32 protein-coding genes are annotated in these 23788 nt (G+C 24.9%); 3 read left to right on the plus strand and 29 right to left on the minus strand.

Going from position 1 to position 23788, the window contains the following annotated elements:
- Positions 1–341 precede the first annotated feature (341 nt).
- The 20 genes from ABGF45_RS04965 to ABGF45_RS05060 form a co-directional block, all read right to left on the minus strand.
- Entirely contained in the window at positions 342–581 is a 240-nt protein-coding gene (locus ABGF45_RS04965; protein ID WP_134744564.1) for a hypothetical protein, read from the minus strand.
- A 105-nt stretch (positions 582–686) separates the two neighbouring features.
- Positions 687–983, minus strand: a complete 297-nt coding sequence (locus tag ABGF45_RS04970) for a hypothetical protein (protein WP_134711278.1) — start codon at positions 981–983, stop codon at positions 687–689.
- Between the two features lie 2 nt (positions 984–985).
- Positions 986–1270: a hypothetical protein gene (locus tag ABGF45_RS04975; RefSeq protein WP_134711279.1), complete on the minus strand. Its 285-nt coding sequence runs from the start codon at positions 1268–1270 to the stop codon at positions 986–988.
- A 492-nt stretch (positions 1271–1762) separates the two neighbouring features.
- On the minus strand, positions 1763–2125 hold the full coding sequence (locus ABGF45_RS04980; protein WP_134711280.1) for a hypothetical protein: 363 nt from the start codon (positions 2123–2125) through the stop codon (positions 1763–1765).
- A gap of 14 nt (positions 2126–2139) precedes the next feature.
- Complete coding sequence (locus ABGF45_RS04985; RefSeq protein WP_134711281.1) at positions 2140–3594, minus strand: HlyD family efflux transporter periplasmic adaptor subunit; 1455 nt, start codon at positions 3592–3594, stop codon at positions 2140–2142.
- Positions 3591–4058, minus strand: coding sequence for an AraC family transcriptional regulator (locus tag ABGF45_RS04990; protein WP_134744563.1), 468 nt, complete (start codon positions 4056–4058; stop codon positions 3591–3593). The genes ABGF45_RS04985 and ABGF45_RS04990 overlap by 4 nt, the downstream gene beginning before the upstream one ends.
- A 300-nt stretch (positions 4059–4358) precedes the next feature.
- Positions 4359–4673: a hypothetical protein gene (locus ABGF45_RS04995; RefSeq protein ID WP_134711283.1), complete on the minus strand. Its 315-nt coding sequence runs from the start codon at positions 4671–4673 to the stop codon at positions 4359–4361.
- A 228-nt stretch (positions 4674–4901) separates the two neighbouring features.
- The gene (locus ABGF45_RS05000; protein WP_167554082.1) at positions 4902–5072 is read right to left on the minus strand and encodes a hypothetical protein; all 171 of its coding nucleotides are present in this window, start codon (positions 5070–5072) and stop codon (positions 4902–4904) included.
- Positions 5073–5335: 263 nt separating this feature from the next.
- Positions 5336–5716, minus strand: coding sequence for an argininosuccinate lyase (locus tag ABGF45_RS05005; protein WP_134711284.1), 381 nt, complete (start codon positions 5714–5716; stop codon positions 5336–5338).
- Positions 5717–5796: 80 nt separating this feature from the next.
- Positions 5797–6045 carry a hypothetical protein gene (locus tag ABGF45_RS05010; RefSeq protein ID WP_134744562.1) on the minus strand — a complete coding sequence of 83 codons (249 nt, stop codon included), beginning with the start codon at positions 6043–6045 and terminating at the stop codon, positions 5797–5799.
- Positions 6046–6103: 58 nt separating this feature from the next.
- Positions 6104–6304, minus strand: coding sequence for a hypothetical protein (locus ABGF45_RS05015; RefSeq protein ID WP_134711286.1), 201 nt, complete (start codon positions 6302–6304; stop codon positions 6104–6106).
- On the minus strand, positions 6288–6410 hold the full coding sequence (locus ABGF45_RS05020) for a hypothetical protein (RefSeq protein ID WP_280633464.1): 123 nt from the start codon (positions 6408–6410) through the stop codon (positions 6288–6290). The genes ABGF45_RS05015 and ABGF45_RS05020 overlap by 17 nt, the downstream gene beginning before the upstream one ends.
- 35 nt (positions 6411–6445) lie before the next feature.
- The gene (locus ABGF45_RS05025; protein WP_134768821.1) at positions 6446–6997 is read right to left on the minus strand and encodes a hypothetical protein; all 552 of its coding nucleotides are present in this window, start codon (positions 6995–6997) and stop codon (positions 6446–6448) included.
- A gap of 9 nt (positions 6998–7006) precedes the next feature.
- Positions 7007–7339, minus strand: a complete 333-nt coding sequence (locus ABGF45_RS05030; RefSeq protein WP_134711288.1) for a hypothetical protein — start codon at positions 7337–7339, stop codon at positions 7007–7009.
- A 111-nt stretch (positions 7340–7450) separates the two neighbouring features.
- Positions 7451–7876 carry a hypothetical protein gene (locus tag ABGF45_RS05035; RefSeq protein WP_134711289.1) on the minus strand — a complete coding sequence of 142 codons (426 nt, stop codon included), beginning with the start codon at positions 7874–7876 and terminating at the stop codon, positions 7451–7453.
- Positions 7877–8125: 249 nt separating this feature from the next.
- A complete protein-coding gene (locus tag ABGF45_RS05040) occupies positions 8126–8476 on the minus strand; it encodes a hypothetical protein (RefSeq protein ID WP_134743877.1) in 351 nt (116 codons plus the stop codon).
- Between the two features lie 118 nt (positions 8477–8594).
- Positions 8595–10823 (minus strand): peptidase domain-containing ABC transporter, encoded by a 2229-nt coding sequence (locus ABGF45_RS05045; RefSeq protein ID WP_209021572.1) that lies wholly within the window; start codon positions 10821–10823, stop codon positions 8595–8597.
- A gap of 90 nt (positions 10824–10913) precedes the next feature.
- Positions 10914–11216 carry a biotin/lipoyl-binding protein gene (locus ABGF45_RS05050; protein WP_167554081.1) on the minus strand — a complete coding sequence of 101 codons (303 nt, stop codon included), beginning with the start codon at positions 11214–11216 and terminating at the stop codon, positions 10914–10916.
- 353 nt (positions 11217–11569) lie between these two features.
- Positions 11570–11947: a hypothetical protein gene (locus ABGF45_RS05055; protein ID WP_134743879.1), complete on the minus strand. Its 378-nt coding sequence runs from the start codon at positions 11945–11947 to the stop codon at positions 11570–11572.
- A 59-nt stretch (positions 11948–12006) separates the two neighbouring features.
- Positions 12007–12348, minus strand: a complete 342-nt coding sequence (locus ABGF45_RS05060; protein ID WP_209021573.1) for a hypothetical protein — start codon at positions 12346–12348, stop codon at positions 12007–12009.
- A gap of 129 nt (positions 12349–12477) precedes the next feature.
- On the opposite strand from ABGF45_RS05060, the gene ABGF45_RS05065 reads away from it, so the two are divergent.
- The gene (locus ABGF45_RS05065; protein WP_134711293.1) at positions 12478–13353 is read left to right on the plus strand and encodes a helix-turn-helix domain-containing protein; all 876 of its coding nucleotides are present in this window, start codon (positions 12478–12480) and stop codon (positions 13351–13353) included.
- Between the two features lie 67 nt (positions 13354–13420).
- Here ABGF45_RS05065 and ABGF45_RS05070 read toward each other — a convergent pair whose 3' ends face one another.
- The 7 genes from ABGF45_RS05070 to ABGF45_RS05100 form a co-directional block, all read right to left on the minus strand.
- The gene (locus tag ABGF45_RS05070; protein ID WP_134711294.1) at positions 13421–14059 is read right to left on the minus strand and encodes a redox-sensing transcriptional repressor Rex; all 639 of its coding nucleotides are present in this window, start codon (positions 14057–14059) and stop codon (positions 13421–13423) included.
- Between the two features lie 130 nt (positions 14060–14189).
- Complete coding sequence (locus ABGF45_RS05075) at positions 14190–14987, minus strand: bifunctional 2-polyprenyl-6-hydroxyphenol methylase/3-demethylubiquinol 3-O-methyltransferase UbiG (protein ID WP_134711295.1); 798 nt, start codon at positions 14985–14987, stop codon at positions 14190–14192.
- Positions 14980–16107, minus strand: coding sequence for an ABC transporter substrate-binding protein (locus ABGF45_RS05080; protein ID WP_134743880.1), 1128 nt, complete (start codon positions 16105–16107; stop codon positions 14980–14982). The genes ABGF45_RS05075 and ABGF45_RS05080 overlap by 8 nt, the downstream gene beginning before the upstream one ends.
- 9 nt (positions 16108–16116) lie before the next feature.
- Complete coding sequence (locus tag ABGF45_RS05085; RefSeq protein ID WP_134711297.1) at positions 16117–16869, minus strand: ABC transporter ATP-binding protein; 753 nt, start codon at positions 16867–16869, stop codon at positions 16117–16119.
- Positions 16870–17889: an iron ABC transporter permease gene (locus ABGF45_RS05090; protein ID WP_134743881.1), complete on the minus strand. Its 1020-nt coding sequence runs from the start codon at positions 17887–17889 to the stop codon at positions 16870–16872.
- 68 nt (positions 17890–17957) lie between these two features.
- Positions 17958–19772: a translational GTPase TypA gene (typA, locus tag ABGF45_RS05095; RefSeq protein ID WP_134711299.1), complete on the minus strand. Its 1815-nt coding sequence runs from the start codon at positions 19770–19772 to the stop codon at positions 17958–17960.
- Positions 19773–19889: 117 nt separating this feature from the next.
- Positions 19890–20270 carry an ATP-binding protein gene (locus tag ABGF45_RS05100; RefSeq protein ID WP_167554080.1) on the minus strand — a complete coding sequence of 127 codons (381 nt, stop codon included), beginning with the start codon at positions 20268–20270 and terminating at the stop codon, positions 19890–19892.
- A gap of 134 nt (positions 20271–20404) precedes the next feature.
- Here ABGF45_RS05100 and rd point away from each other — a divergent pair, with 134 nt between their 5' ends.
- Positions 20405–20563 carry a rubredoxin gene (gene rd, locus ABGF45_RS05105; protein WP_134711301.1) on the plus strand — a complete coding sequence of 53 codons (159 nt, stop codon included), beginning with the start codon at positions 20405–20407 and terminating at the stop codon, positions 20561–20563.
- A 103-nt stretch (positions 20564–20666) separates the two neighbouring features.
- A complete protein-coding gene (locus ABGF45_RS05110; RefSeq protein ID WP_167554079.1) occupies positions 20667–21320 on the plus strand; it encodes a TVP38/TMEM64 family protein in 654 nt (217 codons plus the stop codon).
- Between the two features lie 142 nt (positions 21321–21462).
- Here ABGF45_RS05110 and rsgA read toward each other — a convergent pair whose 3' ends face one another.
- Positions 21463–22176, minus strand: a complete 714-nt coding sequence (rsgA, locus tag ABGF45_RS05115) for a ribosome small subunit-dependent GTPase A (RefSeq protein ID WP_134711303.1) — start codon at positions 22174–22176, stop codon at positions 21463–21465.
- A gap of 9 nt (positions 22177–22185) precedes the next feature.
- A complete protein-coding gene (locus ABGF45_RS05120) occupies positions 22186–23787 on the minus strand; it encodes an ABC transporter ATP-binding protein (RefSeq protein WP_134743883.1) in 1602 nt (533 codons plus the stop codon).
- Between the last annotated feature and the right edge of the window lies 1 nt (position 23788).

Consider the following 23788-nt stretch of genomic DNA (forward strand, 5'->3'; position numbering starts at 1 on the left):
ACCAGTATTTTGGTTCTATTTTCCATCAATACAAATATCGGACACATCTGAAAGGTCATTATAAATTAATAATTTATTATTTTTTCTACAAAAATTTCCAATTTGTGTCTAAATCTATTGATAGTAGAATGATCTGGATGTAAATGCTAATCTAAAAGTGGTTCATAAATCAATTAATAATAGCCGAAAAATGGTCCATTTAAATTTAAATGGACCATTTTTCGAATATTATCGTGAACCATTTTTCAATTGACATTTACACCGGAGATTTTGACCTTAAAGTAAATATAGAACTTTCAGATCATATTTGCACATTTTTCTATTTTTTTTAATTTAATACTCTATAAATAACAATAGATTAAAATCTGAAACATTGAAACTGCGTCTATTACTGATTTTATTACTTTTTGAGAGTAAGCATTTTTTATTATATCTAAATTTAATTTCTTTACTAAATTTTGCAAACTCCTTAATTTAACATTATTTTCAACCACAATATAAGTATTAAAATCCATTTTAACTTGAATGTGTCCATAATTTAAATTAAAATTTAAACATGGTATATTATTTTTGCTTTTCATATTAATATTATGCCAAAAACAAGCCCCAGATATTTAAATCTAGAGCTTGTTTTATGTTTTTACTAAATTTTTGATGAGTTTTTAACTATTTTACTTATCCATTTTTTATCTAAATCCATCAAAAGCTGAACACAAAATCATTCCAAAATAACTTCTCCATCTATATTTTAGAACAAGTTTTAAAAGTTCATCTAATTCGTCTGATTTATTATTATAACATTCATTTTTAATAAAAGGATAAAGATGATAAGATGCATAATTTATATTAGTTTTGCCATTCATTAACTCTGTATATTGTTTCAATATTTCACTTTTTGTGTTTTTAGATAAATTTAACTGCTTATTGTTATAAATATTATGTAATTTATCTAAAAAAACTTTTTTCTGTTCCCTTTTGTTCATTGTTATGGTCTACCTCCAAAGTAATTTCCAGCATTAGCTATAGAATCTGCCCATTTTTTTGTAACAACATTAATAAGATGTTGATTTATAGATGTAACCTGTACCATTTTTATTTCTCCTGTTTTAGAATTTTTATAAAAAGCATAAGGCTGAGCAGTATACATATATATCCATTTCTCTTTTGATAATTTTCCCGGTGCTTCCATATACTGCATTTCCCCACCATCCAAATACTCCATTTCCTCTTGTTCTATCTCTACGTAATTTTGTGGTAATACTAATTCCATATTTTCCTCCTATTTTTATTATTTTTTAATAAAACCCTACTTTATTTTACCTATTTTATTATTTCTTATTAATAATATTTTCATATTTTTTACTTATTTTATCATCTGAAAAATAATAAAAAATATTTTTTTTGAATTTAATGTAAATATTTGTAATTAAAATTTCTAACAGTAAATAAAAAATAAATATATAGATAATATAATTAGAATTTTCTACATTTAATCCTATCATAATTAAATAAAATGAAATTTTCAGTATTATTCTAAAATAATATAATACTTTTCCTATTGTTTTAGTAGGAATCACTTTATAATTATTTACGGTCATACTATACACTAAAGATAAACAGATAAAAATAAATAAAACAAAAATTATTACACTTTTTGTTTTTAGTTTATAATATAGTAATAAAAGTACTAAAATATAGTAAATAAAGTGAACAAATATATTATTATCTTTTTTAAAGTTATATAAATTTTTCATAAATAATTTTATCTAGCTGAAAATGATAAAACTGGTAATGCGTACCACCAGCTAGTTCCTATATCCATTCCCTTACCTCTTACCAATGCACTAACAAATGCTGGAGCTATATTTCCTGCGTTTGCTATTATATATGCAGCTCCTACAGCGGCAATTATATTTCCTCCCGGAATGACAGATAATTTTGCTACTATTGCCGCCGCTCCCAATTTTACAGATATAGCTACTGCAGCTATACTTGTAGATCCTGTTACTCCTAATGCATATCCTATTTGTTTAACTGTTTCATCATTAACATATATTCCCCCATCCAAATACTCCATTTCCTCTTGTTCTATCTCTACGTAATTTTGTGGTAATACTAATTCCATATTTTCCTCCTATTTTATTCCTTAAAACTTAATTTTTCTAAAATATAATCTAAATAAGTTTCTTTATCATAAATTATTCTTGCTTCTACAGGCATTGATAAAAATAATTTTATTTTATCTTTTTTGCTTACCAATTCTTTTATTTCCAATTCTACTTTAACTTTATAGAAGCTCTTATTTCCCTCTTGTGTTTGAATACTAGTTGTCCCATTTTCTATATATTTAATTTTTCCTTTTAATGTACCATATTTATATGTATTAACTCCAATAATTGAAATATCAACATCTTGATTTATTTTTATTTTAGATATGTCAATAATATTTACATATGCATCTACATAATAATTTTCTTTTTCTAATGTGGATATTTCTAATAACGGCTGATTTGCTTGTACATTTAATCCCTCTTTTATATTATTTAGAAAATGTATTTTCCCTGATTTTTTTGCTTTTAATTCATAATTTTTATCTCTTTTTGATAATACTGATATATTTAGATTTATATCTGCATTATTTTTTTCTATTGTTTTTATTTCTGCCCCGATTTCATTTATAAGTTGAAAATATATTTGATTTGATTGTTTCGGCGAAACTTCCTGTCTGTTCAATTGTTTTATTTCTTCACTTAACCCATCTATTTCTGATGTTAAAGATTCTATTTTTGATTTTGTTGTTTGATATTCATTTTCTGATTTTGCTCTATTTTCAACTATTTTTGAATTTTCTCTATACTTTTCTTTCTTAACTTTTAATTCTTTTTCTTTTATTTTAATTAAATTTGAATTTTCTTTTTCATTGCTTTTTAATTGTAAAATTTCTGCTTCTAAATCAGATATTTCATAATTTAATTTTTCATAATCAGAAGCTAATTTATCATAATATTTTTTATTTTCTTCTAAATTTTTTATAGAATTTCCTAACTCATTTTTTTCATTTATCTTTGATGCTAATTTATGTTGCTTTTTTCCTATATCTTCATTTAAGAAGGATTTGTTTAATCCATCTCCTTTTAATCCGGAAAGATAATATTCCACCTTACCATAATACTCTTGCTCTGCTCCCATATCCTTCAATAAATTTTGTTTTGTATCTAGTGAATTTCTATATTTATTTAATAATTCCAACTTTTCTTTATTTTCTTTTAAAATTTTTTCATATTCTTTTCTTTGTGTATTTTCTTCTCCATTTGAAATTATTAATATACTCTCATCTTCTTTGACATAATCTCCCTCATTTTTAATTAATTTAATTACAGTTCCATTTACATTAGATGAGTGATAAACTATATTTTTGTCTGCAATACTTCCTTGTGCTTTTACTATATAATTTTTATTAATTTTACCAGCACCTAATATAGACATTATCACTGAAAATATCAAAAAATAAACCAAAAAAATCATAAATTTAGGTGGTTTTTTATCAAAAAATATTCTTGAATTTCTTAAATCTTCTTTATTATATAATTTCATATCATCTTTACCGGTTTAAATATATCCATTTTTATACATTTCTCATTTTCTTCTAGTGATACCATGTATATATCACCCTTAGTTATTATCTCTTCTTCGTATTCATAAATTTCTAATTTGTTAAAAGCTAATTGTAAATATTCAGGTTTTCCTTCATATCTAATATATATACAATATTCTACAGAAATCTCATCTTTTACTATAAATTGATTTTTATATTGTAAATAATCATGTGCCTGTATGTATATTTCATAACTTGATGTTATAATCCCATTTTCGCTTATATCAGTACCTTTATTTCTAATTACTACAGGTCCAAAAACTTGAGCCTTTAATGCTTTTATAGAATTTAAAAAATTATTAATTTCAATATCAAATTTTTCTATTTCAATATTATTTAATTCTTTACAAATAACTTTTTGTAATTTTAATTTTTTGTTTTCTTTTACTTCTAATTTCGGCATCATACCTCCCTATATTAATGTTTAATTTAAGTCTATCCCGAAGTTTCAGGATAGACTTATTATTTATTTCTATTTTAAAATTAATTGTTAAATTTTACTGAAATAATCTCAAAAAAATAGTAGATAAATTAAATTTTCATATTAATTTATCATTTTTCTTTTAGAGATTTTATATCCTGTAACATTATCAAAAAGAATAGAATGTATTCTATAATACTTATTTTTGATATTCCTAGTCTATATATTATCAATATTATAATAGCTAATATTGATAATACACTTAATATTTTTTTTAACATTTTAAAAAATATCCCATGTTCCTAAAGCATAAATAACTGCTGCTCCAACACCAATTGTCCCAATTTTAGCCCAAAATGGTAATAAAACAAATGCCGCTTTAGCAGTAGATCCTGTTTTAGCTACTAAAGCCCAAAAACCAATCCCAGGATTATCTTTAATTACATTTCTTATATGATTTGCAACAGTTGCCATACCTGCAACAGCAGCCAAACCTGTTAAATTTTTTAATACTTGCTCAGGAGACCATCCCCCATCCAAATATTCCATCTCTTCTTGTTCTATCTCTACATAATTTTGTGGTAATACTAATTCCATATTTTCCTCCTATTTTTGTTATTTTTTATGAAACTTACCGTTCTTTATGATTTATCATAAAATTTGTAATATCTGCCTAAAATTTAATAAAATAATATGTCGAGCCTCACCTTCCTATATTAATGTTTAATTTAAATCTATCCTGAAGTTTCAGGATAGACTTATTATTTTTATAAATTTTTTACTAAAAAACTGTTTTATTATAAAATGAAAAAATAAATATACCTCTTATTTTTTATTATCTTCTTTTGTAAAATAAAGAACTATAAAAATACTAATAAATGTTATTATTGATTTTATAATGTAAGAAAATTTATACATATCAAATAAATAAAAATTAAGAATAAATACAACTAAAAATACTAGTATTGTTCGTATCAAAATACTATATTTTTTCATACATAATTCTCCTTTATATTTTTCAACCTTAATATAATTATTATATTTTGTTCATAAATATATTAATTTTAATAAAATATTATTATTTTATTAAAATAGCTATAATTCCTAAAATTAAAGCTATTATCATAATAAAGATAATAATATTAATATTTTTCAATAATTTACTAAAATTTTTATTTTTAAATCCCGTATATAAAAAATATAAATAAGTTAATAATCCTATTATTGAAATTAAAATAGCTGCATATAGAAACAAATTATTATGCCCAAAGATATCCATCATATCTTCCATCTATTCTGTCTAATACATTTGACATTATTTGTCCTAAAGATGTTCCTATAGCTGTCATTACTAAATTTGCTATTCCTGCAACAAATCCTCCTATAGTCATACCTGCATAACCTACTATTTTAGAATAAACCATTTTAACGGCTTTATTAGCATTTTGTCTTAAAAATTTTTTTAATGCATACGAATTATAAATCCCTACACCAAATCCTGCGGCTGAAAAGATTACATCCAAAGCAGTTCCTACATTTTTTGCATTATTCCACCAATTATAGCCAACTCCTCCCCCATCCAAATACTCCATCTCTTCTTGTTCTATCTCTACATAATTTTGTGGTAATACTAATTCCATATTTTCCTCCTATTTTTATTATTTTTTCTTTAAGTTAAATATAGTGCATTTGAAAATTAATTTATTTCAAATGAAACTTTTTATTTATTTTTTAATAACTCTTTTAATAGCAAAACACTACTACTTATCGAAATACTTAAAAGCATCATAATTATTCGATTTTTATATTCAACATATTGAAAAAATTCTTTTATTTTATTTTCATCCATATTTTCTATAATATTCTTACTGTCCATTTTTGTTGAAAGTATATATGAAAAAATAAATACTACTGATACAAGTACAAAATATATAATATATACCTTTTTTATTTTTTTTAGTCTTACCATCTTGCCCCCTCATATGAATGATAATTAAAAATATTATAAATAATCTTATAATTCTACGTTATTTATTTAATAAAATATTAATTATAGCTAAAATTCCTGTTACAAATACCCCCATAATGTAAAGACTTAAATACTTTTCTAGAATTTTGTAATTCTTAGTTTTAACTGCTTTTATTGATAAATATAATAATGTTGATATTAACATCATAAAAATTACTATTAAGAGTAAAGTTATTTTATTATTAATAAATATATCCATCTGATCTTCCTTTTCTTCTTGTTATATATCTAAATAATTTTGTGATAATACTAATTCCATATTTTCTCCTATTTTTATTATTTTTTATTAACTTACTTTTATTCATGCTTTCTCATAAAATTTGTAACATCTGCCTATTTTTTATCTAATCATCTTAATAAGTTTGAAATTTTTATAAAATAATATACTAAATATTATAAAAATAAATGTCAAAAGTACATATTTTAAAATACTATTTGTTTGGACTGACAATAAATTAATAAATAAATATATTAAAAGTATGAATATAGGTAAACAAAATATCAAAAAAAATGGTATATAATGTTTTTTATTTACATATTCTTCAAATTTGTATTCTACATTTTGTATTACTTCTATATTTTTAAAAATTTCAATATTTAGTTTATCTACAAATTTCAAATTATCAAAATTTATGCAAGTTGATTTTATATTATTAAATAAATTTTCATCACTCATTCCTGTTAAAAGAATTAGTAAAAAATTAAAATAATAAAAAATTTTATTTAATATACTCCCTTCATAATATGGCAAAATTTCAATAGAAAGTTGAGTTAGATTTTCGATTATAAAATTATTTTTTGATTTTAACTTTTCAAAAAATAGAATTTTTTTATCCGATTTTATTCTTACTAAATTTGGGAAATCTTCCTTATATTCTATAGACAATTTCATATTTTCATCCTAAAAGATCCAACCATTAAGATCTCCATCTAAATAATCAAGTGCATATGCTGCTACTCCTCCAATACTTGTAAAGTTTGAAGCCCCATCAACAATAAGATTTGCTATTCTATTTGCAGAAAATGAAATTGAAAAACCCAAAACTTTTGTTGCTACTGTTTTTACAGCTCCTGCAATTTTAGGTGCAAATTTTTTTATTAAACTTTGTGCAGCTTGTTTTCCTAAAAATTTTATCCCAGCAAGTGGAGCTAATGCAGGTATTGCAAGTAAAGCAATATCAAAACCTGCCGCTGCCAACCATCTTGGTACCCCACCCCCATCTAAATATTCCATCTCTTCTTGTTCTATCTCTCTTACCTATATTTCATCCTGAATTGTATTATTTTAATAAGTAATTAAGATAGAAATATTAAAATAATCTATCCTAATTACTTATTATTATCCTTACTTGGTTTTTCTAAATAAAAGCATAAAAATTAAGCCATAAATAGAATAATTTAATATGCCACTTATTCCATAATATTTTAATATAATCAAAGTTTGTATCAAGATGAAGATAAATTTAAAATTATTTATTCTTTTATGATACATAATAAAATAAAGAGTTATTAATGCTATGCTAATTAATACTTGAATTCTTGTAGATATATTGATAGTCAAAAATAAAAAACCTATAATCAAAATAGTAATCTCAAATGCATTTAACTTTACTGATCCGCCATCAAATTCCTTATCTATATCAATAAATTTAACACCCTTTTTCTTTGTGTATAGTAACAAAACTATATATCTTGAAAAATTTAGCAAAATAACTGCTAATGTTACTAATATTGCAATATTTATTTTGAAAAAATCAATTCCACCTAACATATACAGTAACACTACGATAAAAGATAATAAATTATATACCTTAATTGTATTCTGAATTTGATTTTTTTCATAATTATAAAATTCATATAATAAAAAGATAAAGTATATTAAGTATATTATTAACAAATATGAAACCTGTTCAATACCATTGATATAATAAAAATTAAAATATATTACACTTATTATTAATATTGTAAAATTCTGAACTAAATTACTGTAGAATATTTTCTTTAAAAAATCATTCATAAACTAAAACTGAACGCCAAAATTTAAAGGATTCCAGCTCCATGAAATATCTCTACCTCCATATAAAGCAGTATAAGCTAGAGCTCTACCAAATTCGATTACTTGTGAACCTAAAATGCCCAATACAGTTCCCGCAATCCATCCAAAAACACCTCCGAATCTCTTGGATACCCATTTAACTGCTGCAATAGCAGCCGTATAAGATGTAGCCGCTAAAATGTATGATCCTGGGCTAATAGCAACTGCTGCTAATACATCCCTAGCAGTTTTTTGAGAAACATATACCCCCCCATCCAAATATTCCATCTCTTCTTGTTCTATCTCTACATAATTTTGTGGTAATACTAATTCCATATTTTCCTCCTATTTTTGTTATTTTTTATGAAACTTACCGTTCTTTATGATTTATCATAAAATTTGTAATATCTGCCTAAAATTTAATAAAATAATATGTCGAACCTCCCCTCCTTTATTATTCATATGTTATTTCATCTTTTTCAGTTATGATTGAATTTCCCATATTTTCAGATTTTCCTATAAAATTATTTTGAATATTAACCATATCATGATATTCTCTTCCTTGAGAATAAAGTTCTTCATGTGTACCAAGTTCTTTTATCTGTCCACTTTTTATTAAACATATCCTATCACAATTCACTATTGTTGATATTCTATGTGCTATTATAATTACTGTCTTATTTTTTATCTTATTAAAGATTAAATCTTGTATAATCTTTTCACTAAATGAGTCTAAATTAGATGTTGCCTCATCAAATATATAAATATCTGAATCTGATAAAAGAGCTCTAGCTATTGCTAATCTTTGTTTTTCACCTCCTGATAGATTTCCACCTTTTTCTTCAATATATGACATATATTTATTTTGCAATCTGTCTATAGTATTATGTATCCCTACCATCTTACAAACCGAAATAATTTCCTCATATGATGCATTTTGATTACCTATTTTTAGATTTTCTATAATAGTTCCTGAAAATAGTTCTATTTCTTGTGGTATATATGCTATTTTATTTCTTAAAAAATAACTATCTATATCTGATAAATCGTATTCTCCAATTGATATTTTTCCTGCATTTGGCTCTATAAATTTTAATAACAGTTTAACTATTGTTGATTTACCGGCTCCACTATCTCCTACAAATGCAAATTTTTCTCCTTGTTTTATATTTAGATTAAAATTGTTTAATAAATTTGGTCTTGAACCATATGCAAATGATAAATCGTCAAAATTTATATCTTTCTTTAAATCTATATTTTTTATTTTATGTTCTATATTTTCATCTTCTCTTTTTAAATCCATTAATTCATTTAACCTATTAATAGCTATTGAAGACTCTTGAAATGTAAGTTGTAATCCTACCAAATTTTGAATGGGTTCTGTAAAATATTGACTTATACTTTGAAATACTAATAAATCTCCAATGCTCATTTTTCCATCAATTATAAATAATGCTCCTACTGCCATAAATATTATCCCACCTAGTGTATTTATAAGTGATGAGATAGATCCTTGTATATTTGATAAAACTCCTTCTTCATAAGCTATCTTTAATGTATTTACAAATTTATATTCTAATTTTTCAAGTTGATTTTCTTCATCATTTAATGCCTTTACTGTATTTACATTTTGTAAAGATTCTATTAATTGAGAATTTAATACTGCTCCTGCTTCCATTTGTTTTTTATTTATTTCTTTATATGGCTTTTTAAAAATATAAATTAATATTATATTAATTAAAACCATCACAAATAAAATTAAAAATAACTTCAAATTTATATTAATAAGTACGATTGTACTTATTAAAGATAAACCAATGTCTAAAATTAAAGATATTGATACAGAAGTAAAAATATCCTTGATAGTCATAGCATCTTGAAATCTGGTAATTATATCTCCTGTTTTTCTTGATGAAAAAAATATATATGGCAAATGTATAATATGATTGTAATATCCCATAAGTACTGGTATATCTACTTTTCTTGATAAAAATAGTAATATATGTTTTCTAAATGCAGATAACATTGTTTGTAAAATAGAAACTAATCCAAATACAAATAAGAATACAAATAATGTATTTTTTAATTTATAAGGTATTACTTCATCCATAAGTATTTTTGAAAATATACTGGATAATATACCGAATATACTTAAAAGTAGTGATGTAAATATTATAGTTATAAATAGCTTTTTCTGGGGTAATATCAGTTGCTTAAATATATTAAACATAGAGCCTGATTTGTCTTTTTTTACCTCAAAGTCTGATTTTGGAATCATAAAGATTGCAATTCCTAAAAATATTTTATCTAATTCTTCGTTGTTTATTTTTTTTAGTCCAATTGCTGGATCATCAATTAAAAATTTGTTATTTCTTAAAATTTTATGTAATACAATAAAATGATTTTCTCCACTTAATGTTTTAACTTGCAAAATAGCGGGTAGTGTTACTTTTTTATTTAAATCTGATAATTTAAATCTTACTGCTTTAACACTAAAATTAAGTTTTTCTAATCCATAAACTACACCTTTTACAGTAGTTCCATATATATCAGTACCGATTATTTCTCTAATTTTCATTATGCTTAATTCAAGACCGTAAGTTTTTATTATCGTTGAAACCACGGCTGCAGCACAATCAGATTGGTCATGTTGTAGTGTAGAATGGTATTTTTTTAATATCATATATACCTCTTGCAATCATTTTCTTTTTGTTATTAATAATTATATAATAATAAAAAAATATTTGTAAGGGACAAATTTGTCCCTTGTATTCTAATTATGTTTTTTATCTAAGGATAGTCTAAATTTTTCAAGTAATTCCTTCTTAGGCTTGTTATCTTGTAGGATTTTCCCGAATTCTTTTCTTTGGATATTTTCTTCTCCATTAGATACAAGAAAAATTACATCTCCTTTTTTTACATGTGTTCCTTCATTAACCATAATTTCTTTTATAGTTCCATTAACATTTAAAGAAATATATGATATTTTCTTATCTGCTATTTGTCCATTGGCTTTGACAATATAATTTTTCTTTATCTTACTTGATGCAAAAACAGATAATATCGATGTAAACAAAAAAAATATATAAGATTTGTATTTTTAATAAGTTTATTTCATTAGTAAATTTAGAAATCTCTGTTACAAGTATCTGTAAATTAAAGTTACAAGTTAGAAATATCTAACCTGTAACTTTATATTACTATTAAATTCACTAATAAAAATATTATTTATTAAATAAATCGAAAGTACTTATAAGTGTAGCTCCAAAAATAGATCCAAAAACCACTTGCATTGTTTCATTAAGATCTATTAGTAGAGAAATAACAATTAATAAAATAATAACGGACACGTTAATAATAATTTTATTCTTCTTAAATAGTTTTAATATAATATAACTAATTATTAAAGATATTAAGCCAATAATTAAGTTAAAATACCTTAACCCATCCATCATGTTTACCATCCCTTTTATCTAATTCTGTTGCTATATTACTTGCTAGTCCCGAAACTCCACCACTCACAATAGTTTTTAACCAAGTAGCAGCTAGTGAGTTTCCAATTTTTATTCCCACAACTCCTAACGCCTTAACAATTCCTGCTGCCAGTGCATTTCTCATTCCCATAGATCCAAGAACTACTTTCAATCCTCCTGATGCAACCGCCCCACCACTAGCGGCTAAAAATGCATAAACAGCTGCTGCTATAGTACCAGTTACTGACCATGTTGGAACACTAAGTCCTCCATCCAAATACATCATCTCTTCTTGTTCAATCTCCACATAATTTTGTGGTAATACTAATTCCATATTCTCCTCCTTGGTTAGTATTGTTCTTTATGATATTTATCATAAAATTTGTGACATTCTTACAAGTATGTTATTATTTCAGAATCATTTTCAACTATACTTTCTTTATGGGTTTCATTGATTTTATAATTCTGAATTCTAACCATTTTAAAATAATTTTTATGTATAGCCATTAATTCATTTAACCTATTAATAGCTATGGAAGATTCTTGAAATGTAAGTTGTAACCCAACTAAATTTTGTACAGGCTCTGTAAAATATTGACTTATACTTTGAAATACTAATAAATCACCAATGCTCATTTTTCCATCAATTATAAATAATGCTCCTATTGCCTTAAATATTTCATCTAAATCCTTAAATGTAATCTTTTTAATATCATATATACCTCTTGCAATCATTTTCTTTTTATTATTAATAATTATATAATAATAAAAAAATATTTATAAGGGACAAATTTGTCCATTTCGTTTTTATTAAAAATATGTTATAATAAACGAGTATATAGTGAGATAATATAAGGAGATTATATGTACAATAATTTTGGAAAAAAACTAAAAAATATACGAAAAAATCTTTCTTTAAGTCAAAAAGAGGTTTCCGAAAGAGCTTTTATAAATATAAAGACTCTGAGACGTATAGAAAATGGTAACAATAAAATTTTCTTAGATCATTTAGTCGCACTGTCAAATGTATATAAGTTAAACTTGATAAATATATTTAGTAAACATTTAACTTTTTATAGTGAAGAAGTAGAAGAGGCTATAAATTCAATAGAAGATAAATTAAGTGATATGAACTTTACCTCTTTAAATAAAGAAATACAAATTTTAGAAAAAAATTTAGATAAAACTCCCTACATATCTCAATATTTTTATCTAATTAAAGGTATATATTATTTAAGAAATATACCTAGAGATTTTGACAATGCTTACAAATTTTTTATTAAATCATTAAAAATAAATAATCCGGATTATAATATAGAAAATTATGATAAATATAAATACAATGTTTTAGAATTTAGATGCCTAAAAGAATTAGCAATATTGAAAAATTATACAGATGGGTATGCTAAATATACTGAAATAATTGATTTTTGTAATAAAAACATTTTAATAATATCCAGTACATATATTTCTATAAAAATAAATTATATAATAATACAAATGAGAAAAGCTAAATATCAAGAATGCTTAAAAATGATAAATAATTTATTTAATATAGATACATCTAATTTATCAAACTACTATCCTTATCTATACTTTTTAAAATATCAAATTTACGAAAAGTTGAATGAACAAGAAAAAGCAAACGAAAATTTAAATAATTCTCTTGAATTATGTGATAAATTAAATAAACTAAATACTAAAAAAAATATATTAAATATTATAAACAATAAAAAATAAAGTTCACGTAGGCACATCCACAGCTTCTTTAGAAGCGAGAACCATTGCCGTCAGTGAACTTTATTTCTTATTTTTCTATATATTGTTCTGGATTACCCATATAATAAATCAATGTATATAGCGATTCACTCAAGTGGATATTTTCTACCGGAATGTTATCATCAACTTTTACATTTGTTGGAGCAAAATTCCAAACACCTTTTACATTTTTTCCAACTAGCATATCTGAAACCTTTTGAGCTTCTTCTTTAGGAACTGTTAAAACAACTATATCTACTTGATTTTTTGTAAGGAAATCTTCAAATTTATCTATGGACTGAACTTTAACCTTTCCATCCAATGCTTCATAGTCCTCTAAGTCAAAGACTCCCAATACATTAAATTTCTTCGTATCAAATCCTCTATATCTGTATATAGCTTGTCCTATATGTCCAAATCCAACTATCGCAACATTATATTCTTGATTTAATCCAATAATCTTAATTATTGAATTTTTCAAATCTGTAACTCTGTATCCGTAACCTTGCTGTCCAAATCCACCAAAATGATTTAAGTCTTGTCTTATTTGAGATGCTGTAAATCCTGTGATTTCACTTAATTGTCTTGAAGAAATTTTTTCGACTCCTTCTTTTTCAAGATTTGTTAAGTATCTAAAATATTTTGGCAAACGTCTTACAACAGCAGGAGATATTTTGTTTTTATTCATCTATTTATCCTCCTATTGTTTATATTATTATTATATATTGTTTAACATTTTTTTGTCAATCATATTTTAATCATATTTGATAACTATCTCTTTTATTTTTAATATACCGACTAACATTAATATACCTTTTTTATTTATAGGCAAAAATCATAGACCTTTTGGAAGATTTATTAATTTGATATAATCCGTTTTCATCTTTTAATTTTGATATAATATCCAATATTTTAGAAATATCATTATCAGTATAATTTACACCATAGATCCAATTAGCATATCTTTCAATAAATAAATTTTCTTTTATCTTAATAATTTGTTCAGAATCAAGAGTTTCAAAACATACTTTCCTTGTATCCTCTAATAGTAAATTGAAAAAATAAATACTCGAGTTTCCACCATGACCTTTTATCTTTATATTAAGTTTTTTTGAAACATAGTCAAGCAATGAATCTCTACTTTCAAGCCAAGAACCTATGAATATTCCCTCTTTAGCTAAAGATAAAATCTTATCATAGTTTTCAAAATACGATATGACAGGGCTGTTTGATATAAAAACATAATCATACTGTTTTTTTATTTCAAAATCCTGAAGAGCAACATTATGAATTATTATTTTATCAGAATCATATCCTGAAGAATTTAGATATTCTTTTGATTTTTTTATCATATTTATGGATGGCTCTAATCCTTCTACAATAGCTCCTTGATCAAGTAAAAGCTTTAAGTACTTTCCACTTCCACAGCCAATATCTATTACAGTTTTATTTTTTATATCAGCATGACTTAAAAAATAATCAATATAATCATCTTTTTCCGATAAAACATTCTTTGAAAATTCTTCCGCTCTTTTATTCCACATTATATTTGATGTATCAATATCTTGTCTTTGAGTACTTAATTTTTCTATACATAAATCTCTCAAACTATTCATTAATCTTAAACTCCTTAAAACTTTCCGGATGCACCTTTATCATGCTTTCATAAACTTCTTTTCCAACAAATGTCTTATAAATACTATTGGATTTTTCCTTCAAATTTACATCTTTGTAATTTTCAGGATACATAAGCTTTCCTATGTAATACATATTAACTAAAGCTGTATCAAAGTTCATACCATATGTAAAATAAGGCATTATAGCATACACCTTATTATTTTTAAAGGCTTTTAATGAATTATAAAAATTAGGATCTCTCTTTATATCTTCATACAATGGCTTTTTACCACTCATATCTAAAATAATTTGATCCGGATTAATTTCTAATAATTTTTCTTTATCAATTATTATAGATCTTTTCTTAGTATATTTTTCCATTACATTTTTAACCTTAATAACATTTAATAAGTCTAAATTTGTTTTAGTAGATAAAATCCCTTGTGGTCCCCTAAAGCTTGTAGCACCAAAATAAGTTTCAGGACTCAACTCTTTATTTATATCTTTTGATCTTGATTTTAAATCTTTTTCAACTTCTTTTATTTTACTAATTATCTCTTCAGCCCTTTTTTCTTTTTTCATAGTTTTACCTATAATTTCAAAAGTTTTATAAGCATCGTCAGTAAAAATATTTCCACTCATTATTGTACTAATAGCAACTACAGGTATTTTTGATTTTTCTTGCAATTTATCAAAATCTTCTTTAGAACTTTCATATGCTGCAAAAATTACGTCGGCTTTAGTATAAGCTAATTTTTCATAATTAGGAGAAATCTTAGGTCCTCCATTTCCAACCGTTTCAACATTTCTTATATTTTCATATGCATGATGAATAGATTGTCCTTCAACAGCACGTACTGATTTATCAGCCTTTTCTATTCCTACCAATTCATCAGGGCCAGCCACATAAGTGTAATATTTTAAGGTTCCATGTCCAAGAGTTATAACCTTTTTTGGTACTTTTTCAAATTTTACTTGTCTACCTTTAATATCCTTTATAACATATGATTCAGAAACAGATTTATCTTTTTTTTGTCCTTGTTCCTTGTGTTTAATATTAGGAGAACAAGATACTAACAAAAAAACAAATGATAATAAAAACAATAGTGATTTTTTCATTTTTCCTCCTTAATCAATTATTATTACTTTTCTATTGTTATATTCTATAATATCTACATCTAGTCCATATATACTTTTAATATTTTCTGCTGAAATTATATTATTTCCTCCATACATAAATACTTCTCCATTTTTTAACATTATGTATTTATCAGAAAATTGAAGCGATAAATTTATATCATGAATACTTATTATTACAGAAATTCCCTTTTCAAGACAATATTCTTTAATTAAAGTCATAACTTCAACCTGATTTTTTATATCAAGATTGCTTGTAGGTTCATCCAATAAAATAATTTTAGGTTCTTGAGCCAATGCCCTAGCAATGACGACTTTTTGAAATTCTCCACCACTAAGAGAATTTGTATCCCTTAATGCATACTTTTCCAAATTTAACCTAGATATTAAATTTTCTACTTTTTCATAATCAATATCCCTTGCTTTTCCGTCTATGTAAGGAACTCTACCAATTAAAATAGTATCGAAAACTGTATTTTTAGTTGGTTTATTATACTGACTTACATATGAAATATTCTTCGCCAATTCTTGATTCCTTATTTTATCAATGTTTTTACCATTTAGATAAATACAGCCCTTTTGAGGTTTCAATAGCTTATTTATATTTTTCAATATAGTTGATTTTCCCGCACCATTTATTCCTAATAGTGAAATAAAATCTCCCTTTTTTATATCAAGGCATATATTTTTCAAAATATAATCAGAATATTTAAAAGATAAATTATCTATTTTTAATAAATCCATTTAATTCTCCTTGAATAATATATAAATAAAAAATGGTGCACCAAACAAAGATGTTATTGCTCCTATAGGTAATATATGTGGTTTAACGGCTACTCTTCCTATACAATCACTCACTAAAACTATAATCGACCCTAAAAGCATACTTGCCGGAATTAAAAATCTTTTATCTTCTCCTATTATCCTTTTAGAAATTTGAGGTGCCAACAATCCCACAAATCCAATCATTCCAACATAAGCAACTCCTATACCGGTGTTAAGAGAAGCTACAATTATAGATAAATTTCTCATAGTTTTAATATTTATTCCTAAAGAATGTGCTGTACTCTCTCCCATATCCATCGCATTATATTTCCATCTCAATTTATATATAATTAATGCAGATACAACTAATACAATCGCTACAAACTTTACTTCATTTATATTTATTCTACCAAGATCTCCAAAAGTCCAAGATACAGCAGAAGCTATTTCTTCATCAGTTGAAAAAAATTGTATCAAAATAGTCAATGCCGAAAATAAAAAGTTCAAAGCAATACCTGCTAATAAAACAGTAGCATTACTTGATTTTTTCATGGATGAAAACATTATAATTATAAAAGTACAGATAACCGCGGCAATAAAAGATGATAATCCGGTTAAAAACATACTGCTCTCAATCCCTATTTTTGCAAACAAAATCAAAGATATATTTGCCCCCAAAACTGAAGCATTTGAAATCCCTAATGTTGATGGTGAAGCCAAAGGATTGTTTAATACTGATTGTATTATCAATCCTGATAAAGCAATTGTCATACCAATAAATATTCCGCCTAAAATTCTGGGAAGTCTTATGTTAAAGATAATATGATTAAACTCATTTGAGCTTTTGCCCATCAAAGTTAAAATACTATCCATAATAGTCATATCAGAAGAACCAATATTTATAGAAACTATAGATAAAAAAACTAAAGATAAAATCAAAAAGATTATAAAAAATAATTTTTTTTCCAATACTTTTTTATATGATTTTACTACATTCATTTTAACTATAAGCCTTTCTCATTAAAATTAGGTTACCCTAAATAAAATTATAACATAATATAAAAAATTTAACTATTTTTCTTAGATTTATATCTCATTTCTGAATTTAATATTTTTTTTCTTATTCTCAAACTCTTTGGTGTAACTTCTACCAATTCATCATTTTCAATAAATTCTAGCATTTCCTCTAAACTTAATTTCTTTGATGGTGGCAAGTTTGGAGCATCATCTGATGCAGACGATCTGATATTTGTCTTTGCTTTCCTCTTAGCTACGTTAACTTCAATATCTAATCCCTTTGGATTTTCTCCAACAACCATTCCTTCATATACTTCATCTCCAGGTTCGATAAATATATTTCCTCTCTTCCAAGCCGAATCAAGAGCATAACCCGTTGCTTTACCAGTTTCATAAGCAATCAATGAACCAAATTGTCTTGAAGGGATATCCCCTTTATATGGTTCATAAGAATCAAATTCAGTATTTATAATTCCTGTACCCTTTGTATCAGAAATGAATTCCTGTCTATATCCTATCATACCTCTAGCAGGCATCTTAAATGTAAGTCTGACATATCCTGCTGATGTATTTTCCATGGTTGTCATTTCAGCTTTTCTAACACCTAGTTTATTTATAATTGTACCAACATATTGTTCTTCAACATCAATTGTTACAATTTCCATTGGCTCCATTTTTTTACCATTTTCTTCATGGAACAAAACTTCCGGTTTAGATACCTGGAATTCATATCCTTCTCTTCTCATATTTTCAATTAAAACGGATAAATGTAATTCCCCTCTACCACTTACCTTAAAAGCATCTGTTGATTCTGTATCCTCTACTTTTAAGCTAACATCTGTTTCTTTTTCCTTCATAAGTCTTGCCCTTAAATGTCTTGATGTTACAAAATCTCCCTCTAAACCGGCAAATGGAGAATTATTTACTAAAAATCTCATAGCCAATGTAGGCTCTGAAATTTTAACAAATTCAATTGGATCCATATCTTCATTTTGACATAATGTATCCCCAATATGGATACCTTCAACCCCTGAAATAGCAACGATTGAACCAGCTTTGGCACTTTGTACTTCAACTCTATTTAATCCTTCAAATTCATAAATTGTAGTAATCTTAATTCTCATTTTTTTTGATGAATCATTATAATTCAATATAAATGCAGGATCTCCAACTTTAATTTCACCTTGTTCAACTTTACCTATACCAATTCTTCCTAAATATTCACTGTAGTCTGTAGTAGAAATTAAAACTTCAAAAGGTCTATCCAATTCACCTTTTGGTTCAGGAATATGTTCAACAATAGTATCTAATAAATCAGTTAAATCATCTTTTTGGACACCTGCCTCTAAGCTAGCCCACCCGTTTTTACCTGATGCATAAATAATTGGTGCTTCTAAATATTCTTCTGGAGCTTCTAAGCTTATAAATAAATCTAAAATTTCATCAATTACCTCTTCAGGTCTTGCCTTATCTCTATCTATTTTATTCAAACAAATTAAAGCTGGCAACTTTAATTCGATTGCTTTCTTTATTACAAATTTTGTTTGAGGCATAACTCCTTCAAAAGCATCTACTAATAGTAATACTCCATCCGCCATCTTTAATACACGTTCTACTTCTCCACCAAAATCAGCATGTCCCGGCGTATCAATAATATTAATTTTGTAGTCATTATAATTTATGGCTGTATTTTTTGAAAGAATTGTGATTCCTCTCTCTTTTTCCAGGTCATTGTTATCCATAACCCTTTCTGAAACTTCTTGATTTTCTCTAAAAATTCCACTTTGTTTTAACATAGAATCAACTAAAGTCGTCTTTCCATGATCAACATGTGCTATAATTGCTATATTTCTTATCTTTTTCATCTGTACCCTCCCTGGGTCACTTCTTAATTAACTCGTATTTTTCACAAAATAGATTTTATCACAAAATTGAACATAATTAAATAAAAAAACTCCATCTTATCCAAAAAGATAATGGAGCTATAATTTTATAAAACACTTTACTTTATTTTTTTCAAACTTAATATCATCAACTAAAGATTCAACTAATATCAATCCTCTACCATGACATTTGCATTCACTATTTTCATAAGTTTTTCTATCTGTAATACCCTTTCCTTCATCTCTAACAGAAAAATAAATTGTTTTATCATTAATCATAAATTCTAATTCTATACATTTTTTTTCATCATACTTATTTCCGTGTTCATGGCAATTTATTAAAAGCTCATTTAATATAAGCCTTATATCAAAAAGCAAATCTTCATTTAAAATAGGAGTGACATCTTTCAATATTTTATCAACCAGTTTATTTATATTCTTTATTCCACCGCAAAATTCTTTATAAAAAAAATATTCCATCTGCCCTCCTTTATACATTGCACTATAATGTTACCCAAACTAAGTAAATTTTAATCATATTTATGAATAGTTTAAATTTTTAATAATATAATATATAATTGTAGATATAATATACAATTTAAGGGGGAAGTTTTATGACAAAGTGGGAATGTACAGCGTGTGGTTATATCTATGATCCGGAGGTGGGTGACCCAGATAGTGGTATAGAACCGGGTACATCTTTTGATGAAATTCCTGAAGATTGGACATGTCCAATATGTGGAGTTGATAAAAGCTTATTTGAAGAATTATAAAATAGATTATACATAAGAGGCAATCTTGCCTCTTTTTAATTTAAAAAATAGTAATATATTTGAATTTAAATTGATTTAAATGTACTATTATTTTGGAGGAAGAATGACTCAAGATAATTACAAACAAAAATTAGAAAAAATTAAAGAAGAACATTTAGATAATAAAATTAACAAAAAAAGAAAAATATTAAAATTTTTTGGATTAATAATTGCTCTAGTTATTATCGTTTTAACTATATTAGCATTTAGAGAAGGTTATTTTGTTGATAGAGAAAAATTTGCAAATCTACTTTCAAAATTTGGAATTTTTGCTCCATTATTTTTTATAGTGTTACAAGCGTTTTTCACAGTTTTTCCTGTAAATCCATCGGGTATAACTAATTTATCAGTTGTTATAGCATATGGTCCATTAATCGGCTTTATGCTGAATTATGTTGCAATAATGATAGGTTCAGTTATAAACTTTTATTTAGGTAGAAAATATGGTAAAAAATTCATCGGGTTACTATTTACCGAAAAAGCTATAAACAAACAAATTGATTGGCTAAATAAAGGCAATAAAATAGAGAAAATGTTTATAATAGTGCTTATCGTACCATTTATGCCTGATGATATTTCTTGCATGATATGTGGTATGACCGATTTTAAGTTTCATAGATTTTTTATAATAACAGCATTCTTAAAATTCTGGGCAATAGGAATTATTTTATATATTATGCAATATGGATATGAGGCTTTATATAGATTAATATTTTAAATTTGTTGAAAATAAAAATATAAAAATAAAAAAGAATTCCCTAATTTCATATATTTTGGGAATTCTTTTTAAAAAACCTTAAAAGGAATTCCATTGCTTCACATATAATACTAGACTTATAAAATCTAATAAGTTTTTAATATTATATCTTTTTTCTCTCTTTTTTTGCAAATTTCTTTTTTTCAAACTTTTTAAATCGAAGTTCCTTATCTTTATTTATAAGATATCTATCATATAACTCTCTTGATAAATCTCCATTTTCAATTGCTTTTTTTACAGCACATCCAGGTTCTGTATCATGTTTGCAATCATTAAATTTACAAAAATTACTCAATTTGCTTATCTCTTCAAATAAAATATCTTCATCTACTTCTCTTCTTGTGGAAATTGTCTTAAACCCTGGTGTATCTATCAAATACGAATTAGTTTCCGGCAAATAATAAAGAGAGCTTGATGTGGTTGTGTGTTTTCCTTTTCCATCACTTCTAACATCTTGTATTACTGCATTTTCTATCGATAGCAAATAATTAGTTAAGGTTGATTTGCCAGCCCCTGATGCTCCTACTAATATGGCTGTTTTATTTTCCTTAAAAAACATTTTTACGTTTATCATTGAATTTTTATTATATATTGAATAATAGATAACTTCTATATTCGGATAAACATCTTTAATCGTTTCAAAAATTTTTTTAGTATTTTCATCAAAATCACTTTTAGAAATTAAAACTATTATATCTTTATCACTTTTAGCTAACTTAAAATAAGTCCTACTTTTATTTATAATACGATAGATATTCCGATTTAAGGATAAAAAATTTCTGTTAATATATTCTTCTACTCCATAGCTTATACTCATTGTTTTCTCCTACATTTTTATAATATCATCTATCATATTTTTTATTTCTTCCCTTAATAAATGAGTAACCATAATTACTGTTAAATCATTATTTGAAAATATCATTTTTTCAATTTCAACTGCTGCTTCATTATGGAGTGATGATGTAGATTCGTCAAGTAAAATAATATCTTTATTTCTCAATAATCCTCTTGCAATTACTATTCTTTGCTTTTGTCCTCCTGAAATGTTTTTTCCATTCATTTTTATGATTGTATTTATACCATCTGGCAAAGTTTTAATCCAAGGTTCCAAACCTACATCTTTTATGACTTTATTTAATCTATCTATACTTATATTTTCTGATAAAAGAATATTTTCTTTTATACTAGCATTAAATATGTGAGGATTTTGATTCAAATATATAATTTTATTTCTTATTGAATCTTTGTTTATTTCCTTAATATTTTTATTATCCCACATTATATCTCCATCATAATTTTCCAATTTTCCTATTAAAATATTTAATAATGTAGTTTTACCTTTACCGGAATCTCCTATTATCACATATTTTTTCCCTTTTTCAAAGTTATAACTGAAATTATTTAATATTTTTGTATTATTACCATACCTAAAATTTATATTTTTAAAATCAATTGAATTATTTAATGATGAATTAATTTTTAATAATTCAATACTTTTACTTTCAATTATATTATCAAATTTCTTAAATATTGGATTTACAGCTTTCATTTCCAGTAAATTTGCAGATAATCCAGTTAAACCTGAAAATATAAGCGCTGAAAAATATTGAATACCACTTATTGCGCCTATTGGTAATAATCCATAAAAAAACAAATATGCTGTTTGAGAAAATAATATTACTTGACTTACTAAACTTGTTCCATTTACAACACTTGACATTTTTCCTGATATATCTGCATAAATATACCTTTGTCTAGCTAATTTTCGTGATGATCTTTCTACTCTATTAATCATATAATCTTCTAAGTTCAAAAATTTTAAATCTTCATATCCGTTAAAAATATCGGTTAAATCATTTGTTAAATTCTCATTTTCAATACTTACTTTTTCCATTTCAGATTGTACTTTTTTCTTAAATAACTTTGGTGCATTTATAACAAATATCGCTAAAATAATCATTGTAAATAATATAGAAAAATTAAAGTATACTGTTGCAATTACACTAAAAATAATTGAAATAACTTGTCCAATTACATAATTCAAAACATCAAAACCATAATCATTTATCATTGAAATATCATTTGTTAACCATGAAATATATGCTCCTGTGTCTTTTTTTACATATTCCTTGTAATCTGTATTTAATAATTTTTTTGTTATATCTTTCCTTATCTCTATATTAGTTTCTTGGACCCATTTTTGATAATATATTTTTTTTAAGTATATCTCAAATATCCAAATTGTTATGTCTGCTATCATTAATATAAGCCAAAACCTAAACTCATTAATATTTTTCCCAGATATATTAGTAATAAGTTTAGCTGTTGAAAATCCCCAAAATACTACACAAAATTGTTCTAATATATTTAATAATATTATAACTGAGGTTAACTTCCACTTTTTCCTTAAATAATATAAAAAATTCATT

Origin of the sequence: Helcococcus sp. KG196 (assembly GCF_046035495.1) — a bacterium.
GTDB classification, from domain to species: Bacteria; Bacillota; Clostridia; order Tissierellales; family Peptoniphilaceae; genus Helcococcus; species Helcococcus ovis.

Excerpts from the sequence above, each read along its gene's own strand:
- ABGF45_RS05055 (WP_134743879.1), bottom strand. The coding sequence starts at position 11,947 with ATGGAATTAGTATTACCACAAAATTATGTGGAGATTGAACAAGAAGAG.
- ABGF45_RS05045 (WP_209021572.1), bottom strand. The coding sequence starts at position 10,823 with ATGATATTAAAAAAATACCATTCTACACTACAACATGACCAATCTGAT.
- ABGF45_RS05040 (WP_134743877.1), bottom strand. The coding sequence starts at position 8,476 with ATGGAATTAGTATTACCACAAAATTATGTAGAGATAGAACAAGAAGAG.
- ABGF45_RS04990 (WP_134744563.1), bottom strand. The coding sequence starts at position 4,058 with ATGCCGAAATTAGAAGTAAAAGAAAACAAAAAATTAAAATTACAAAAA.
- ABGF45_RS05015 (WP_134711286.1), bottom strand. The coding sequence starts at position 6,304 with ATGGATATATTTATTAATAATAAAATAACTTTACTCTTAATAGTAATT.
- ABGF45_RS05110 (WP_167554079.1), top strand. The coding sequence starts at position 20,667 with ATGACTCAAGATAATTACAAACAAAAATTAGAAAAAATTAAAGAAGAA.
- ABGF45_RS05075 (WP_134711295.1), bottom strand. The coding sequence starts at position 14,987 with ATGAATAGTTTGAGAGATTTATGTATAGAAAAATTAAGTACTCAAAGA.
- ABGF45_RS04965 (WP_134744564.1), bottom strand. The coding sequence starts at position 581 with ATGAAAAGCAAAAATAATATACCATGTTTAAATTTTAATTTAAATTAT.
- ABGF45_RS05080 (WP_134743880.1), bottom strand. The coding sequence starts at position 16,107 with ATGAAAAAATCACTATTGTTTTTATTATCATTTGTTTTTTTGTTAGTA.
- ABGF45_RS05020 (WP_280633464.1), bottom strand. The coding sequence starts at position 6,410 with ATGAATAAAAGTAAGTTAATAAAAAATAATAAAAATAGGAGAAAATAT.
- rsgA (WP_134711303.1), bottom strand. The coding sequence starts at position 22,176 with ATGAGTATAAGCTATGGAGTAGAAGAATATATTAACAGAAATTTTTTA.
- ABGF45_RS05060 (WP_209021573.1), bottom strand. The coding sequence starts at position 12,348 with ATGATTGCAAGAGGTATATATGATATTAAAAAGATTACATTTAAGGAT.
- ABGF45_RS04980 (WP_134711280.1), bottom strand. The coding sequence starts at position 2,125 with ATGGAATTAGTATTACCACAAAATTACGTAGAGATAGAACAAGAGGAA.
- ABGF45_RS05035 (WP_134711289.1), bottom strand. The coding sequence starts at position 7,876 with ATGTTAGGTGGAATTGATTTTTTCAAAATAAATATTGCAATATTAGTA.
- rd (WP_134711301.1), top strand. The coding sequence starts at position 20,405 with ATGACAAAGTGGGAATGTACAGCGTGTGGTTATATCTATGATCCGGAG.
- ABGF45_RS05070 (WP_134711294.1), bottom strand. The coding sequence starts at position 14,059 with ATGAATAAAAACAAAATATCTCCTGCTGTTGTAAGACGTTTGCCAAAA.
- ABGF45_RS05030 (WP_134711288.1), bottom strand. The coding sequence starts at position 7,339 with ATGGAATATTTAGATGGGGGTGGGGTACCAAGATGGTTGGCAGCGGCA.
- ABGF45_RS04985 (WP_134711281.1), bottom strand. The coding sequence starts at position 3,594 with ATGAAATTATATAATAAAGAAGATTTAAGAAATTCAAGAATATTTTTT.
- ABGF45_RS05000 (WP_167554082.1), bottom strand. The coding sequence starts at position 5,072 with ATGAAAAAATATAGTATTTTGATACGAACAATACTAGTATTTTTAGTT.
- ABGF45_RS04995 (WP_134711283.1), bottom strand. The coding sequence starts at position 4,673 with ATGGAATTAGTATTACCACAAAATTATGTAGAGATAGAACAAGAAGAG.
- ABGF45_RS04970 (WP_134711278.1), bottom strand. The coding sequence starts at position 983 with ATGAACAAAAGGGAACAGAAAAAAGTTTTTTTAGATAAATTACATAAT.
- ABGF45_RS05090 (WP_134743881.1), bottom strand. The coding sequence starts at position 17,889 with ATGAATGTAGTAAAATCATATAAAAAAGTATTGGAAAAAAAATTATTT.
- ABGF45_RS04975 (WP_134711279.1), bottom strand. The coding sequence starts at position 1,270 with ATGGAATTAGTATTACCACAAAATTACGTAGAGATAGAACAAGAGGAA.
- ABGF45_RS05025 (WP_134768821.1), bottom strand. The coding sequence starts at position 6,997 with ATGAAATTGTCTATAGAATATAAGGAAGATTTCCCAAATTTAGTAAGA.
- ABGF45_RS05010 (WP_134744562.1), bottom strand. The coding sequence starts at position 6,045 with ATGGTAAGACTAAAAAAAATAAAAAAGGTATATATTATATATTTTGTA.
- ABGF45_RS05065 (WP_134711293.1), top strand. The coding sequence starts at position 12,478 with ATGTACAATAATTTTGGAAAAAAACTAAAAAATATACGAAAAAATCTT.
- ABGF45_RS05085 (WP_134711297.1), bottom strand. The coding sequence starts at position 16,869 with ATGGATTTATTAAAAATAGATAATTTATCTTTTAAATATTCTGATTAT.
- ABGF45_RS05120 (WP_134743883.1), bottom strand. The coding sequence starts at position 23,787 with ATGAATTTTTTATATTATTTAAGGAAAAAGTGGAAGTTAACCTCAGTT.
- ABGF45_RS05005 (WP_134711284.1), bottom strand. The coding sequence starts at position 5,716 with ATGGAATTAGTATTACCACAAAATTATGTAGAGATAGAACAAGAAGAG.
- ABGF45_RS05100 (WP_167554080.1), bottom strand. The coding sequence starts at position 20,270 with ATGGAATATTTTTTTTATAAAGAATTTTGCGGTGGAATAAAGAATATA.
- typA (WP_134711299.1), bottom strand. The coding sequence starts at position 19,772 with ATGAAAAAGATAAGAAATATAGCAATTATAGCACATGTTGATCATGGA.